Here is a 15,282-nt window from a genome sequence, read left to right as displayed (position 1 = left end):
AGGAGGTGCGTCCCGCCTGGTCAATCCGCGTCGTCGGCCTCAGCGCGGCTCAAGCCAGCCCTCGTATGTCATGAACGGGCCCATCAGCGGCATCGCGACATCCACCAGGAACTCGTAGCGCCCGGCATGCTCGCGTTCGCGGCACCGCACCTGCCCAAACCAGCGCACCGGCAACGGCACCACGCCGAACGCCCACACCCGGTGTACGCGCCAGTGGATCTGCCCCGCGTCTTCGCGCAGGTCGAATTCAAAGCGCAGCGCGCCGAGCCGTTCGCGCAGGAGGCCGCCTTCGTCCCACAGCCGCGAGGGCATGCGATGCGTGCCGAACTGGCGCAGCCACTGCTCGCCGCGCGCATCGACCACGAACTCGACCTGCACGGGCACGCTGTCCGCGGTCGGCGGCAGGCGCGCGAGCCATGCGCAGGGCGCCACCAGCGGATGCCGCCCGCGCGTGATGCGGGCCACGCCGGACCAGGTTTGCCGGGCCGGGATCGAATGCAGCTCGCGCACGCGTGGGGCCAGCGCCTCGAAGCGCGGCCCCAGCACGCGGGCGAACAGCGGCGTCATGGCGCGATCCAGGCCAGCGTGGCGAGGCGGCCACTGCGACGGTCGCGGCGGTGCGAGAAGAAGTGCGCCGGCTCGGAGATCGTGCAGTGGCTGCCGCCGTGGATCGATGCCGCCGGCACGCCCGCGGCCATCAACCGTTGCCGGGCCAAGGCGTAGAGATCGACGCGCCAGTGCCCCGGGCGGGTGGCGACGAAGGCGGCCTCGGCCGCAGGGTCGTGCGCCACGAAGGCCGCGTGGACGTCCTCGCCGATCTCGTAAGCCTGCGGGCCGGCCGCCGGGCCGAGCCAGGCGACCAGCCGGGACGGTGGCGTGCGCAGGGCGGCCAGGGTGCGTTCGAGCACGCCATCGGCCAACCCGCGCCAACCGGCGTGGGCGGCGCCGATCTCGCCGCCATCGTCGGCGGCGAACACCACCGGCAGGCAATCGGCGGTGAGGATCGCCAGCACCACGCCGGGGGTGGCGGTCACGGCGGCGTCGGCGGTGGGTTCGTATTCGGGGCCCTGCCCGGCGGGCGGCGCCTCGAACCGCAGCACGCCGGTGCCGTGCACCTGGCGCAGCCAGTGCGGCGCGGATGGCAGGCCGGCCAGCGCCTGCAGCTGCGCGCGGTTGGCGGCGACCGACTCCGGCGCGTCGCCTTCCGGGCTGCTGCGGTTGCCGAGGTTGAAATCATCGAACGGCGGCGCCGAGACGCCCGCACCGTGGCGCAGCGTCACCAACGCCCGCACGCCGGGGGGCGCGGGCCAGTCGGCGGGCAGCCAGGGCGTGGCCATCAGCGGCGTTCGCGCTCGGCGGCCTGCGCGGTATCGGCGCGCAGCGCGTCCATCAGCCGCTTCAGGTCGGCCGGCACCGGCGCGCTGGCGCGCACCGGTTCGCCGCTGACGGGATGGGCGAACTCCAGCGTTTCGGCGTGCAGCGCCTGGCGCTTGAAGCCACGCAGCTCGGCGGCCAGTTCCTCGGTGGCGCCCTTGGGCAGCTTCAGCGCGCCGCCGTACAGCGGGTCGCCGATGATCGGGTGCTTCAGGTGCGCCATGTGCACGCGGATCTGGTGCGTGCGGCCGGTTTCCAGGCGGCATTCCAGCGCGGTGTGGCTACGAAAGCGCTCGCGCAGGCGGAAATGGGTGACCGCGTCGCGGCCATCCTCGCGCACGGCCATCTTCAGGCGGTCGCGCGGGTGGCGGTCGATCGGCGCGTTGGCCGTGCCGCCGGACACCAGCGCCCCGACCACCACGGCCAGGTACTGGCGGTGGACTTCGCGCGCGGAGAGCTGCTCGACCAGCGCAGTCTGCGCCTCCAGCGTGCGGGCCACGACCATCACGCCGCTGGTGTCCTTGTCCAGGCGGTGGACGATGCCGGCGCGCGGCAGCGCCGACAGCGACGGGTCGCGGTGCAGCAGGGCGTTGACCAGGGTGCCGTCCGGGTTGCCGGCGCCGGGGTGGACGACCAGCCCGGCCGGCTTGTCGATCACGAAGACCTGGTCGTCCTCGTAGAGCACGTCCAGCGGGATGTCCTGCGGCACGGCGTGGGTCTGGGTCTCCAGCACGGCCTGCAGGGTGACCACCTCCCCGCCCTTGACCGGGTCGCGCGGGCGCGCCGGGTTGCCATCGAGCAGGGCGTCGCCGGATTTGATCCATTCGGCCAGGCGCGAGCGCGAGAATTCGGGGAAAAGCTCGGCCAGGACGGCGTCGAAGCGGCGGCCGGCGGCGCCATCGGGCACGACGGCCTGGCGGGGATCAGCTGGGGTCTGGGACATGGTGAAGGCACGACAAAGGGGTGGGAATCGGCATCCGGCGGGGAATTTCAGTCGCTGGACAGGCCACTAGGCTATCATCGCCCTTTCGTTTTCCAGCTGCGTCCCGCCCGACCCATGATCCGACGCTCCGCAACGATGTCCGCGACCTTCCGCCTGTTCGCCCTGCTGCTGGTCGTGGCCCTGTTCGCCACCGGCTGCCACCGCGGCGCCAAGGACAAGAACCCCGACGAGGGCGTCCCCGTCGAGCAGCTGTACAACAAGGCCCACAACCTGGCCAAGAAGGGCAACTGGGCCGGCGCCGAGGGCAGCTTCAAGCGCCTGATCGCCCAGTACCCCTACGGTCCGTACACCGAGCAGGCGATGATCGAAATCGCCTACGCGCAGTACAAGGCGGGCAAGCACGATGACGCGGTGTCGAGCATCGACCGCTTCATCCGCACCTACCCGACCCACCGCAACATCGCCTACCTGTATTACCTGCGCGGCCTGTCGAACTCCAACCGCGACACGATCTTCCTGCGCCGCGTCTGGTCGCTGGACCCGAGCCGCCGCGACCTCTCCACCCCGCTGCAGGCCTACAACGACTTCAACACCGTCGCCGACCGCTACCCGAACAGCCGCTACGCCGCCGATGCGCGCGCGCGGATGATCGTGCTGCGCGACGTGTTCGCCCAGCACGAGCTGGACAACGCGCTGTACTACATGCGCCGCGGCGCCTGGGTCTCGGCCACGGGTCGTGCCAACTACCTGCTGGAAACCTACCCGCAGAGCGCCTTCCAGTACGATGCCGTCGCCGTGCTGGCCGAGTCCTACACCCAGCTGGGCAACAAGCAGCTGGCCGACGATGCCCGCCGCGTGCTGGAACTGAACGACCCGCAGCACCCGTGGCTGTCCGGCAAGTGGCCGAAGTACCCGTGGGCGATCCGCAAGCTGAACCCCTTCGCCGGCGAGAAGTCCGCCGCGACCGGCCAGCGCAACGCGATCATGGACAAGAAGTAACAGTCCCCTGATCGAACGAAAAGCAAAGGGCCCGCAAGGGCCCTTTCTTTTTGTCCTCCACCTCCCGACCATCCATCCGAAGGTAGAGCCCCCCTTCTGTTAAGGGGGGCGCGCCGAAGGCGCGGGGGATAGGCAAGGCAAAGAGCTGGGGCCCGAAGTTTGCGCAGCAAACTTTGGGGGCTAGGCCCGCGCAGCGGGACTAGCCAGCGTAGCCGTTGGTGATCGGATAACGGCGCTCGCGACCAAACGCCCGGCGCGACACCTTCGGCCCCGGCGCGGCCTGGTGGCGCTTCCACTCGCTGATGCGTACCAGCCGCAGCACCTTGTCCACCACCTCGGCCGCATAACCGGCCGCGACGATCTCCTCGCGCGACTGCTCCTGGTCCACGTAGCGGTACAGGATGCCGTCCAGCACGTCGTAGGCCGGCAGCGAATCCTGGTCGGTCTGGTTGGCGCGCAGCTCGGCCGACGGCGGGCGGGCGATGACGGCCGGCGGAATCACCGGCGCGCCGCCCACGGTGTTGCGCCACTTCGCCAGGCCGAACACCTCCGTCTTGTAGAGGTCCTTCAACGGCGCGTAACCGCCGCACATGTCACCGTAGATGGTGGCGTAGCCCACCGCGTATTCGCTCTTGTTGCCGGTGGTCAGCAGCAGGCCGCCGAACTTGTTGGCCAGCGCCATCAGGATCACGCCGCGGCTGCGCGACTGCAGGTTCTCCTCGGTGATGTCCGGCGCGGTGCCTTCGAACATCGGGCCCAGGGCGGCGAGCAGCCCCTCGAAGGCCGGCTCGATGGCCACCGTCTCCAGCTTCACGCCGAGCGTGGCGCACTGCTCGGCGGCCAGGTCGTTGGACAGATCGGCGGTGTAGCGCGAGGGCAGGCGCACGGCGGTGACGTTCTCCGCGCCGAGCGCATCGACCGCCATCGCCAGCACGAGTGCCGAATCGATGCCGCCGGACAGGCCGAGCCAGACTTTGCGGAAACCGTTCTTGGCGCAGTAGTCGCGCACGCCGCGCACCACCGCGCGCCAGGCCAGCGCGTCCATGCTTTCGTCGCCATCGTCCATCCACACCACGGGCAGGAAGCGGCGCTCGTCGGCGGCGTATTCGACCACCAGCCACTGGTCGGTGAACGCAGCCGCGGCCGGGTGCACGGTGCCGTCGCCATCGGCGACCACCGAAGCGCCATCGAACACCAGCGCGTCCTGGCCGCCGACGACGTTGAGATAGGCGATCGCCGCCCCGCTCTCGCGGGTGCGCTCGGCCAGCAGCGCGTCGCGCTGGGCGTGCTTGCCGCGCTCGAACGGCGAGGCGTTGGGCACCAGCACCAGCTCGGCGCCGGCATCGACGGTGCCGCGCAACGGCTCGGGGAACCACAGGTCCTCGCAGATCACCAGGCCCACCGGCACGCCCTTGACCTCGAACACGCAGTTGCCGCCGTCCGGGTCCACGTCGAAATAGCGCCGCTCGTCGAACACCGCGTAGTTGGGCAGTTCGCGCTTGCGGTAGGTATGCGCCACGCGGCCTTCGCGCAGCACCGAGGCGGCGTTGTAGACCACGCTGCCCGCGCTCTGCGGCCAGCCGACCACCGCCACGATGCCCTGCGCGGCCTGCGCGATGCGCTGCACGGCCTGCTCGCAATCAGACAGGAAGCCGGGGCGCAGCAGCAGGTCTTCCGGCGGATAGCCGCTGAGCGCCAGCTCGGGGAACAGCACGAGGTCGGCGCCGAATTCGTCGCGCGCCTGGGCGATGAACTCGATGATGCGCGCGGTGTTGCCGGCCACGGCGCCGACGGGGAAGTCGAATTGGGCCAGGGCGATGCGGAGCGTCTGCGACATGCGGTGCCTCGGTGTGGCGCCGGCGGCCGGAGGGCCGCACGGGGGAAAAGGTCCGTGTGCCCGCGCGCGAGGGCGGCGCGGACAGCCACGGGCTGCGCTGCACGCCCATTATTCCAGATGCGCGGGATCGCGAACCTGGCCGCCGGACACGGCACCAAAAGAAAAGGCCGCCCGGAGGCGGCCTTTCCCATCAACGCCGAGGCGTCGAATTACTTCTTCAGGCGCGCGGCGATCGCGGCACCCAGGTCGCCCGGCGAACGGACGGTGGTGACGCCTGCGGCTTCCATCGCGGCGAACTTGCCTTCCGCGGTGCCCTTGCCGCCCGAGGCGATCGCACCGGCGTGGCCCATGCGCTTGCCGGCCGGGGCCGAGGCGCCGGCGATGAAGCCGACGACCGGCTTCTTCACGTACTTGGCGATGTACTCGGCGCCGGCTTCCTCGGCGTCGCCGCCGATTTCGCCAACCATGATGATGCCTTCGGTCTGCGGGTCTTCGTTGAACAGCTTGAGGCAGTCGACGAAGTTCAGGCCGTTGATCGGGTCGCCGCCGATGCCGATGCAGGTCGACTGGCCCAGGCCCACTTCGGTGGTCTGCTTGACCGCTTCATAGGTCAGGGTGCCCGAACGCGACACGATGCCGATCTTGCCCGGCATGTGGATGTGGCCCGGCATGATGCCGATCTTGCACTCGCCCGGGGTGATCACGCCGGGGCAGTTCGGCCCGATCAGCACGGTCTCCGGGAACGAGCGGGTCAGCACGTTCTTGACGCGCAACATGTCCAGCACCGGGATGCCCTCGGTGATGCACACGATGACCTTGATGCCGGCCGCGGCCGCTTCGAGGATCGCGTCGGCCGCGAACGGCGGCGGGACGTAGATGACCGAGGCGTCGGCGCCGGTGCTGGCCACGGCGTCGGCGACGGTGTTGAACACCGGCAGGTCGATGTGGGTGGTGCCGCCCTTGCCCGGGGTGACGCCGCCGACGACCTGGGTGCCGTACTCGATCATCTGGGTGGCGTGGAAGGTGCCCTGCTGGCCGGTGAAGCCCTGCACGATCACCTTGGTGTTCTTATTGATCAAAACAGACATTGGATTTCCTTCGGTGTCGGATCAGGCGGCGTTCTTGACGGCTTCAACGACCTTCTTGGCGCCGTCGTTGATGTTGTCAGCCGGGATGATGGCCATGCCGCTGTCGCGCAGCAGCTGCTTGCCTTCTTCCACGTTGGTGCCTTCCAGGCGCACCACGACCGGAACCTTGACGCCCACTTCCTTCACCGCGGCGATGATGCCCTCGGCGATCATGTCGCAGCGGACGATGCCGCCGAAGATGTTGACGAAGATGCCCTCGACCTTGTCCGAGGACAGGATCAGCTTGAACGCCTCGATCACGCGCTGCTTGTTCGCGCCGCCGCCCACGTCCAGGAAGTTCGCCGGCTCGCCGCCGTTGAGCTTGATGACGTCCATGGTGGCCATCGCCAGGCCGGCGCCGTTCACCATGCAGCCGATGTTGCCGTCCATGGTGACGTAGTTGATGTCCAGCTCCGAAGCGGTGACTTCGGTTTCGTCTTCCTGGGACTTGTCGCGCATGGCGACCAGTTCCTTGTGGCGGAAGTTGGCGTTGTCGTCGCTGTTGAACTTGCCGTCCAGCGCGTACAGGTTGCCGTCGTCCAGGATGGCCAGCGGATTGATCTCCACCAGGGCCAGGTCCTTCTCGTTGAAGATGCGGTACAGGTTCACCATGATGTTGGCGAACTGGCCGGCCTGCTTGGCGGTCAGGCCCATCTTGAAGCCGATGTCACGGCCGTGGTAACCCTGCACGCCCTCGACGAAATCGACGTTGAGGGTGTGGATCTTGTCCGGGGTTTCGGCGGCGACCTGTTCGATCTCCATGCCGCCCTCGGACGAGGCGATGTAGCTGATGGTGCGGGTGCCACGATCGACCAGCACCGACAGGTACAGCTCCTTGACGATCTCGCCGGCGGTGGTCACCAGCACCAGGTTGATCGGCAGCTCGACGCCGGCGGTCTGGTAGGTGGCCATCTTGGTGCCGAGCATCTTGCCGGCAGCGGCCTTCACGTCATCGACGGTCTTGCAGAACTTGACGCCGCCGGCCTTGCCGCGGCCGCCCGCATGGATCTGCGCCTTGACCATCCAGGGGCCGTTGCCGAGGGACTTGGCCACTTCGACCGCTTCATCGGCCGTCGCAGCAACCTTGCCGGCCGGAACCGGGATGCCGTATTCGGCAAGCAGTTGTTTTGCCTGGTATTCGTGGAAATTCATGCGTCACCGTGGGAAAAGGAATTCGACCGCCGGAAACGTGCGCCGGCGGCCGAAAACCACGGCCAAGGCGCACAAGCGGGCCGCCTATTGTCGCCCACCGCGCCCCGTGGCGCAAAATCGAGAAGGACTATCGTGGCGGGGACGGGCCCGGCCGCGTGAAGGGGCGGAGGCGGCGCCTGCTGGCTGGCCAGTGCGGCGGCCTATACTCGGCCCCTGACCAAACCGAAGGGGAGTTCGGCTTGTCGCCCAGCGCTTCACTCATCGACCGCATCGAGTCCGTCCCCCGGCGCGAGCTGTATTTCTTCGCCCTGTACCGGGTGCTGGTTGCCGGTCTGATTGCCGCGCTGGTATTCAGCCCGCTCTCGGCGCTGGTGGGCGAGGCGCGCCTGCCGCAACTGGCGCAGGCGCTGGCGGTGGCCTACCTGCTGCTGGCGCTAGGCCTGCTGGCGTGGGGCCGCAAGGAGCAGTGGCTCAACACCATCGTGTTCTGCTCGGTGACGGTGGACATCGTCGCCGCGGCGCTGATGACCCACGCCCTGCCCACGGCCAGCGCCGGCATCTCGATGATGCTGCTGTTCAACATCGCCGCCGCGGGCATGCTGCTGCCGCTGCGCCTGGCGATGGGCGTGGCGGTGGTCGCCTGCACCGCCACGGTGATGGAGTACCTGTGGAGCGTGCTGGAGGGCAGCCAGAGCAACCGCACCTTGGCCGAACTGGCCATGTTCGCCGCCAGCTACCTGGCCATCGCCTACATCTGCTACCAGATTGGCCAGCGCGCGCGCAGCAACCAGCAACTGGCCGAGCGCCGCGGCGCCGAGGTGGCCAACCTGTTCGAGGTCAACGAGCTGATCATCCGGCGCATGCGCACCGGCGTGCTCGTGGTGGATGCGGGCAATCGCATCACGCTGGCCAACGAGGCGGCCATGACGCTGATCGGCGATGCGGAAGGCAATACGGTCAGCGGGCTGTTGGAACTGTCCAGCGCCGCGCCGGAACTGGCGCGCCGCCTGCAGCGCTGGCGCAACGGCTGGCAGCAGGATGACGCCCCACTCCAGCTGTCCCCCGACCAGCCCGAGGTGCAGCCGCGCTTCGCCCGCCTGCTCGCCGACAGCGACCTCACCCTGGTTTTCCTCGATGACGCCACGGTGGTCTCGCGCCGGGCCGAATCGCTGACGCTTTCCGCACTGGGCCGGTTCTCGGCCAGCCTCGCGCACGAGATCCGCAACCCGCTGGCGGCGATCAACTACGCCGCGCAGCTGCTGGAAGAATCCCCGGCCATCGGCGAGGCCGACCGCCGCCTGCTGCAGATCATCAACCAGCAGTGCCAGCGCACCAACGGCATCGTCGAAAGCGTGCTCGGCCTGGCGCGGCGCGAGCGCGCCAACCCGGAGAACCTGGACCTGGCCGCGTTCGTGCGCCGCTTCGTGCTGGAGTACCGGCAGACCTTGTCGGTGGAGAACGACAGTCTCGAGGCGGTGATCGGGCAGACCTCGGTGCAGGCGCTGGTCGACCCCAAGCACCTGCACCAGATCCTCACCGCGCTGGTCCACAACGCGCTCAAGTACGGGCGTTCGATGGACGAACCGGCGCGGGTGCGGTTGCGCGTGGCCGCGCAGGAGCGCACCGCGGTCATCGACGTGATGGACCGCGGACCGGGCATCCCCGAAGCCGTGGCCGCGCAGTTGTTCCGGCCCTTCTTCACCACGTCCGAGCACGGCACCGGCCTGGGCCTGTACATCGCCCGGGAGCTGTGCCGGGCCAACCAGGCGCGGCTGGAGTACGTGGCCGTGCCCGCCGGCGGCGCCTGTTTCCGCATCACCCTGCCCGGCCCGCACACGATCCTGCCCGCCTGAATGCCTGACACGCGCATTCAACCCAGGCCGACTGCCGCCAGAAGTCGCAAACCCGCAATATTTGTCGCATCTGGCCCCTTCGGCTATCTTCCACATTCATGAACGACAGCCGAAGCGCCCTCGTCGTAGACGACGAACGCGACATCCGTGAACTGCTGGTTCTGACCCTGGGCCGCATGGGCCTGCGCATCAGCACCGCCGCCAACCTCGCCGAAGCCCGCGAGCTGCTGGCGAACAACCCTTACGACCTGTGCATCACCGACATGCGGTTGCCGGACGGCAATGGCATCGAGCTGGTGACCGAGATCGCCCGCCATTACCCGCGCACGCCGGTGGCCATGATCACCGCCTTCGGCAGCATGGACCTGGCCGTGGAAGCGCTGAAGGCCGGGGCATTCGACTTCGTCAGCAAGCCGGTGGACATCTCGGTGCTGCGCGGGCTGGTGCGCCACGCGCTGGAGCTCAACAACGCCGAGCGACCGGTGCCCCCGCCTCCGCCGCCGGAACAGGCCAGCCGCCTGCTTGGCGACTCGGTGGCGATGGAATCGCTGCGCGCCACCATCACCAAGGTCGCCCGCAGCCAGGCGCCGGTGTACATCCTGGGCGAATCGGGCGTGGGCAAGGAGCTGGTGGCCCGCACGATCCACGAACAGGGCGCGCGCAGCGGCGGCGCATTCGTGCCGGTGAACTGCGGCGCGATCCCGGCCGAGCTGATGGAAAGCGAGTTCTTCGGCCACAAGAAGGGCAGCTTCACCGGCGCCCATACCGACAAGCCGGGCCTGTTCCAGGCCGCCAACGGCGGCACGCTGTTCCTGGACGAGATCGCCGAGCTGCCGCTGCAGATGCAGGTCAAGCTGCTGCGCGCGATCCAGGAGAAGTCGGTGCGCCCGGTCGGCGCCGCCAATGAGGTGCCGGTGGACGTGCGCATTCTCTCGGCCACGCACAAGGACCTGGCCGACCTCGTCGCCGAGGGCCGCTTCCGCCACGACCTGTACTACCGCATCAACGTGATCGAACTGCGCGTGCCGCCGCTGCGCGAGCGCGGCGGTGACCTGCCGCAGCTGGCCGCGGCGATCCTGGCCCGGCTGGCGCGCAGCCACGGGCGGCCGATCCCGCTGCTGTCGCCTTCCGCGCTGGAGGCACTGGATCACTACCGATTCCCGGGCAACGTGCGCGAACTGGAGAACATCCTCGAACGCGCGCTGGCCCTGGCCGAGGACGACCAGATCAGCGCCAGCGACCTGCGGCTGCCGCAGCACAATGGTGCGCGGGTGGCCGGCACGCCGATCGAGCAGCTGGAAGCGGTGGTGGACGTGGAGCCGGGTGCGGCCGCGCTGCCCTCGTATATCGAGCAGCTGGAACGCGCGGCGATCCAGAAGGCGCTGGAAGAGAATCGCTGGAACAAGACGCGCACGGCGGCGCAGCTGGGCATCACGTTCAGGGCGCTGCGGTACAAGCTGAAGAAGCTTGGGATGGAGTGAGGGCGAGGCATCATCGCCCCAAAGCAAAAGGCCGCCCGAGGGCGGCCTTTGCATTTCCACGATGCGAGGACGTCAGTCCTTGGTGACGCGATTGATCTCCGCCAGGCCGGTGATGCCCTGCGAAGCCTTCAGCAGCGCGGACTGGCGCAAGTCATTCACGCCGATCGTCTGCGCGGCTTCGGCGATCTGCAGCGCATTGCCACCAGCCAGGATGATGGTCGAAATCTCGTCCGTCATCGGCATGACCTGGTAGATGCCGGTACGGCCCTTGTAGCCCTCGGTGCACTCATCGCAGCCCACCGGCTCGTACAGCTCGATACCCGCGGCGATCTGCGCCGGCGTGAAGCCTTCGGCCAGCAGCGCATTCTCCGGCAGCTGCACCGGGCGCTTGCAGTTCGAGCACAGGCGGCGCGCCAGGCGCTGGGCGATCACCAGCGTGACCGAGCTGGTGATGTTGTACGGGGCGATGCCCATGTTCATCAGGCGCGCGATGGTCTGCGGCGCGTCGTTGGTGTGCAGCGTGGAGAGCACCATGTGGCCGGTCTGCGCCGCCTTGATGGCGATCTCGGCGGTTTCCAGGTCGCGGATTTCGCCGACCATGATGATGTCCGGATCCTGTCGCAGGAACGAGCGCAGCGCGGCGGCGAAGGTCATGCCGCGCTTGTTGTTCTGCTGCACCTGGTTCACGCCGGGCAGTCGGATTTCGACCGGGTCCTCGGCGGTGGAGATGTTGCGCGTCTCGTCGTTGAGGATGCCCAGCGCGGTGTACAACGACACCGTCTTGCCCGAGCCGGTCGGGCCGGTGACCAGCACCATGCCGTAGGGCTTGTGGATGGCTTCCAGGAACAGCTTCTGCTGCACTGGCTCGTAGCCGAGCTTGTCGATGCCGAGCTTGGCGGCGCTGCCGTCGAGGATACGTAGCACGATCTTCTCGCCGAACAGCGTGGGCAGCGTGCTGACGCGGAAGTCGATCTGCTTGGACTTGGAGAGGTTGAGCTTGATGCGGCCGTCCTGTGGCACGCGCTTTTCGGCGATGTCCAGCTGCGACATGACCTTCAGGCGCGCGGCAATGCGCTGGCTGAGCTTCACCGGCGCCTTGGCGACGTTCTTCAGCAGGCCGTCGATGCGGAAGCGGACGCGGTAGTCCTCTTCGTAAGGCTCGAAGTGGATGTCCGATGCGCCCTTGCGAATCGCATCGACCAGCACCTTGTTGACGAACTTCACGACCGGGGTGTCGTCGCCCTTGGCGTCGACGCCGGCTTCCGTGCTGCCCATGTCTTCGTCGCCGCCACTGTCGACGTCGAGATTGGCGATGCCATCATCATCGCCGCCGCCCAGGGCGTCGCCGATGTTGCTGTGGTTGGCCTGCCAGGACTCCAGCGTGCGGCGGATCTGGTCTTCGTCGACCAGGATCGGCTCCACCACCATGTTGGTGTGGAACTTGATGTCATCCAGCGCGCGGGTCTGGGTGGGATTACTGACACCGACGAACAGCCTGTTGCCACGCTTGAACAGCGGCAGCACCTGGTGCTTCTGCAGCAGCTCTTCGCTGACCAGCTTGATGGCGTTCTGACTGCTGTCGAAGGACGAGACGTCCATCAGCGGCATGCCGAACTCAACCGCATTCGCGGCGGCGAGCTGGGCGGCGGAGACCAGCTTCTTCTCGGCGAACCACTGCGGGAGGGGGACCTTGGCGGCGGCCGCCTGGTCCATGGCCACGCGCGCGGCGGCCTCGTCCATGGCGCCGTCCTGCACGAGGCGGCGAGCGATGCCGGTGATGCCGACCAGGTTGGCGGTGGCTACTGCGTTCATTGAAGTTCCCCGATATCCGATGTGTTAGCCGCGCCCTGGCGCCGCCGAATGATCAGCGTCCCCGCGCCAGTCCGCAAGACAGCGCCAAGCCTTTCGCGAGAAGGCTTTGCCGGTTTCATTGTAGTCCAGTGGGTCGCCCCGGAAATGCGCAACCAGCAGATGTGACCGCCCATCCGTCAGTGCGACCGAGAACGTACCCGGCAAACGACCAAAGTGTGTCCAGGGTGGCATGTCGGCGCCTTCCGGCCACCGCCGCCAGGCAAACCCGTAGTAGGAGCCGTCCGGCAACTTCGCCTCCGGCGGCAGGTCAGGTACGGGCAAGGTCTTCGATAGCGCTTCATAAAGCTGATCAAGCGGGCTATGCCACCCGCCTGCTGCGCCAAAGCGCGCTCCCAGTGCCTGTCGCAGGCCAGGCGTCAGCCCGGGATCGTGACGCTTGATGACCTCGCCGAGCAGGCAATAACCCGCGTTGCTATAGACAACTCTCGCTCCCGGCGCGAAATCGAGGGGACGAGCCAGGACTGCGCGGGCGGCCGCAGGGCAGCGCTCCGCTCCGCTGACCTGAAGCAATGGCTCCCCGCTTACCCCCTGATCGAAGCCGGCCGTATGCTGCAAAAGTCGGCGTATCGTGACACGCCCAAACACCTTGTCATCCATCTCCACGTCAGGCAATGCCGCCGAGATGGGCTGATCCAGGGCGACATCCCCTCTTGCCACCATGCGCGCGATTTCCGCGGCCACGAGTGGCTTGGTGAGACTGGCGGCGGCCTGAGACCGGCCTCGCCGGGCTTTCGCAGCGTCATCCGCGTATATCCACGTGGCACTCGACCCCGTGCCCACGATCATGAGACCACCAAACAGTTCCGGAGTGGCCATGGCATCCTGGAGGCACTGATCAGGTGTCTGCTTTGCGCATCCCGCCAGCGCGGCAGCGAGCAGACAAGCCCCCCAGCGCACGCTGCGGCGATCAGGCCATCTCACGACCACGCCTCCCCATCAGCGAGGCCCACACACCGTTGCGCCGAATCCAGTCGACGTAGGCCCGATATTCGGGATAGCGCAACAAGTGTCTCTCCTCGGTCCGCGCCCGCAGCCAGTAGATGCCATTGATCGCCAGCAGGGCCAGAGAATGCGTCACGGCAACTCTCCACCCCTGAGATGACAGGAAGGGAGTGAAGATCAGCCACCAGGAAAGGTTCTTGCTCAGATACGCCGGATGACGAACAAACCTGTAGGGGCCGGCGGTAATCAGCCCTCGATAGGTCAGATTGGAGAATCGAGGACCAAACACCACCGTCGCCCAGACGTATATCCCGGTCGTCAGCACGACCAGGAAGCCCCAGAAGGTTCCGAAGGTCGGGAACCGTGCAAACCAATGCAACCAGTCCTCGGAAGTCTTGTAGACCAGCCAAGTGTCCAGCACGAGGACACTCAAAGGCGGGTAGCAAACCAGCGCGGATAACCAGCCCAACCAGGTTTGATCAACGGACCGAATCTGCGCGGCAATCCGGGCACTGGTGTTGACGTAGCCGATTACCGCAAAGCAGGTGTCGATGGCATAGAGGAATGCCACGACAACCATGAATCCGCCAAGCACGGTCGGCACGATGGACGCTTGCACGGCAAGCGCGAGCCAGACATGGCACCAAACCAGCATCAAGGGAACGAAGACCGCCTTGACGCACCAGCCCAGCAAGACAGTCAGCGCACCCTCCGATGCCACGCTCCGCTTGCGAAGGATCGTCCCCAGCGAAGACACCGCCTCAGGCAAGCCCGCTCGCCAGTCTCGCCAGGAAATCACCAACATGAGGACGACCGCGCCCGCGATGGCGGGGAGGACGTCAAGCATCATGCGGGTCTTTGCACCACCCCAATTGAGTTGGGCTGCCGTGCTGGCGGCGACGAGCGTGACCACAGCCAGCGCACCCAGAACCCAGTCGCGAAACGCCGCCCGTTCGGTTCGCCCTTCGGCCTGTGTGCAGTCGCGCCGACCTTCCAGCCACCACATAGGCGCCGCACCGCATACGAGCAGCATCGGCAATGACATGGCCGGAGGCAGCTGGAGGCTCCAGCAGAGCGCGAATGCCGCGCCCGCGCCCAGGGTTCCCATGAAACAGGTACGGCCGGGAACACTACTTCGGAGCAAGGATTCCACGCTACCTATCAGACCATGAACTAGCGGCAGATAGTGGGAAGGTACTTCGCGTCGAGCGTCGTGCCAGTGCCGTCACACGTCCACACCGTGGAGCCCTCGCCGCTCCAATCAGGCACCAGCTGCAGCTCGGCATCCGCAATCTTGCTGTTTGCCGCCGGGCTTGCGAACGCCACGGTGATTCCGCCGCCATCACCCACGGTGACCGACGAGACGTATTTCCCCGAGATTTTCGCTGCTTCTTCCAATCCCGCCTCTTCGTTGCTCACCGGCGCCACGCCCGTCGCCCAGTGATACTCCTCGACGGCCACCTTTGCGCCGGAGGTAAGGCTGAAGCCTTCCGACACCTGGGCTCGAATCAGGTAATCCTGGTACGCAGGCAACGCAATGGCCGCCAGGATGGCAATGATCGCGACCACGATCATCAATTCGATTAGCGTGAAGCCTCTTTGAAGTCTCATGTCGTTCCCCTGTACGTCCAACATGGCAAGCAGACTTCGTGCCAAAAAAAACCCCGGCCTAGGCCGGGGTCTTTTTTGGCACGAAGTCTGC

At 67.4% G+C, this 15,282-nt stretch carries 13 protein-coding genes; 3 read left to right on the top strand and 10 right to left on the bottom strand.

The genetic code is table 11. The features are described from left to right. Positions 1–39: 39 nt before the first annotated feature. The 3 genes from ARC20_RS04840 to rluD are packed head-to-tail and all read right to left on the bottom strand — an operon-like array spanning position 40 to position 2,317. Positions 40–567: a DUF4166 domain-containing protein gene (locus tag ARC20_RS04840; RefSeq protein WP_057645190.1), complete on the bottom strand. Its 528-nt coding sequence runs from the start codon at positions 565–567 to the stop codon at positions 40–42. After that, positions 564–1,337 (bottom strand): peptidoglycan editing factor PgeF, encoded by a 774-nt coding sequence (gene pgeF, locus ARC20_RS04835; protein WP_057645186.1) that lies wholly within the window; start codon positions 1,335–1,337, stop codon positions 564–566. Before pgeF ends, ARC20_RS04840 begins: the two co-directional genes overlap by 4 nt. Beyond that, positions 1,337–2,317: a 23S rRNA pseudouridine(1911/1915/1917) synthase RluD gene (gene rluD / locus ARC20_RS04830; protein ID WP_057645184.1), complete on the bottom strand. Its 981-nt coding sequence runs from the start codon at positions 2,315–2,317 to the stop codon at positions 1,337–1,339. Before rluD ends, pgeF begins: the two co-directional genes overlap by 1 nt. A gap of 114 nt (positions 2,318–2,431) precedes the next feature. Between rluD and ARC20_RS04825 the strand changes: the two genes are divergently transcribed. Next, entirely contained in the window at positions 2,432–3,316 is an 885-nt protein-coding gene (locus ARC20_RS04825) for an outer membrane protein assembly factor BamD (RefSeq protein WP_057645181.1), read from the top strand. A gap of 199 nt (positions 3,317–3,515) precedes the next feature. On the opposite strand, the gene ARC20_RS04820 is transcribed toward ARC20_RS04825, so the two are convergent. The 3 genes from ARC20_RS04820 to sucC all read right to left on the bottom strand — a co-directional run bounded on the left by ARC20_RS04820 (position 3,516) and on the right by sucC (position 7,432). Next, the gene (locus tag ARC20_RS04820; RefSeq protein ID WP_057645179.1) at positions 3,516–5,153 is read right to left on the bottom strand and encodes an NAD+ synthase; all 1,638 of its coding nucleotides are present in this window, start codon (positions 5,151–5,153) and stop codon (positions 3,516–3,518) included. A gap of 209 nt (positions 5,154–5,362) precedes the next feature. Then, entirely contained in the window at positions 5,363–6,241 is an 879-nt protein-coding gene (gene sucD, locus ARC20_RS04815; protein WP_057645176.1) for a succinate--CoA ligase subunit alpha, read from the bottom strand. A 21-nt stretch (positions 6,242–6,262) separates the two neighbouring features. After that, complete coding sequence (sucC, locus tag ARC20_RS04810) at positions 6,263–7,432, bottom strand: ADP-forming succinate--CoA ligase subunit beta (protein ID WP_057645173.1); 1,170 nt, start codon at positions 7,430–7,432, stop codon at positions 6,263–6,265. A gap of 239 nt (positions 7,433–7,671) precedes the next feature. Between sucC and ARC20_RS04805 the strand changes: the two genes are divergently transcribed. Then, positions 7,672–9,285 carry a sensor histidine kinase gene (locus ARC20_RS04805; RefSeq protein ID WP_057645170.1) on the top strand — a complete coding sequence of 538 codons (1,614 nt, stop codon included), beginning with the start codon at positions 7,672–7,674 and terminating at the stop codon, positions 9,283–9,285. A 98-nt stretch (positions 9,286–9,383) separates the two neighbouring features. Beyond that, positions 9,384–10,766 carry a sigma-54-dependent transcriptional regulator gene (locus ARC20_RS04800; RefSeq protein WP_057645166.1) on the top strand — a complete coding sequence of 461 codons (1,383 nt, stop codon included), beginning with the start codon at positions 9,384–9,386 and terminating at the stop codon, positions 10,764–10,766. Positions 10,767–10,838: 72 nt separating this feature from the next. Here the strand turns inward: ARC20_RS04800 and pilB are convergent, their stop codons facing one another. The 4 genes from pilB to ARC20_RS04785 form a co-directional block, all read right to left on the bottom strand. Then, a complete protein-coding gene (pilB, locus tag ARC20_RS04795; protein WP_057645164.1) occupies positions 10,839–12,578 on the bottom strand; it encodes a type IV-A pilus assembly ATPase PilB in 1,740 nt (579 codons plus the stop codon). Positions 12,579–12,602: 24 nt separating this feature from the next. Continuing rightward, entirely contained in the window at positions 12,603–13,454 is an 852-nt protein-coding gene (locus ARC20_RS17865) for a serine hydrolase domain-containing protein (protein WP_081418035.1), read from the bottom strand. 91 nt (positions 13,455–13,545) lie between these two features. Next, complete coding sequence (locus ARC20_RS04790; RefSeq protein ID WP_057645162.1) at positions 13,546–14,688, bottom strand: methyltransferase family protein; 1,143 nt, start codon at positions 14,686–14,688, stop codon at positions 13,546–13,548. A 65-nt stretch (positions 14,689–14,753) separates the two neighbouring features. Then, entirely contained in the window at positions 14,754–15,191 is a 438-nt protein-coding gene (locus ARC20_RS04785; RefSeq protein WP_057645228.1) for a pilin, read from the bottom strand. Positions 15,192–15,282: the final 91 nt, after the last annotated feature.

Origin of the sequence: Stenotrophomonas panacihumi (assembly GCF_001431645.1) — a bacterium.
GTDB lineage: Bacteria > Pseudomonadota > Gammaproteobacteria > Xanthomonadales > Xanthomonadaceae > Stenotrophomonas_A > Stenotrophomonas_A panacihumi.
The sequence above is the reverse complement of the archived record's forward strand: the minus strand, read 5'-3'. Positions and strand labels throughout refer to the sequence as shown.

Coding starts and splice junctions, on each gene's coding strand:
- rluD (WP_057645184.1), bottom strand. CDS start 2,317: ATGTCCCAGACCCCAGCTGATCCCCGCCAGGCCGTCGTGCCCGATGGC.
- pgeF (WP_057645186.1), bottom strand. CDS start 1,337: ATGGCCACGCCCTGGCTGCCCGCCGACTGGCCCGCGCCCCCCGGCGTG.
- ARC20_RS04785 (WP_057645228.1), bottom strand. CDS start 15,191: ATGAGACTTCAAAGAGGCTTCACGCTAATCGAATTGATGATCGTGGTC.
- ARC20_RS04825 (WP_057645181.1), top strand. CDS start 2,432: ATGATCCGACGCTCCGCAACGATGTCCGCGACCTTCCGCCTGTTCGCC.
- sucC (WP_057645173.1), bottom strand. CDS start 7,432: ATGAATTTCCACGAATACCAGGCAAAACAACTGCTTGCCGAATACGGC.
- ARC20_RS04840 (WP_057645190.1), bottom strand. CDS start 567: ATGACGCCGCTGTTCGCCCGCGTGCTGGGGCCGCGCTTCGAGGCGCTG.
- ARC20_RS04820 (WP_057645179.1), bottom strand. CDS start 5,153: ATGTCGCAGACGCTCCGCATCGCCCTGGCCCAATTCGACTTCCCCGTC.
- ARC20_RS17865 (WP_081418035.1), bottom strand. CDS start 13,454: ATGGCCACTCCGGAACTGTTTGGTGGTCTCATGATCGTGGGCACGGGG.
- ARC20_RS04790 (WP_057645162.1), bottom strand. CDS start 14,688: ATGGGAACCCTGGGCGCGGGCGCGGCATTCGCGCTCTGCTGGAGCCTC.
- sucD (WP_057645176.1), bottom strand. CDS start 6,241: ATGTCTGTTTTGATCAATAAGAACACCAAGGTGATCGTGCAGGGCTTC.
- ARC20_RS04800 (WP_057645166.1), top strand. CDS start 9,384: ATGAACGACAGCCGAAGCGCCCTCGTCGTAGACGACGAACGCGACATC.
- pilB (WP_057645164.1), bottom strand. CDS start 12,578: ATGAACGCAGTAGCCACCGCCAACCTGGTCGGCATCACCGGCATCGCT.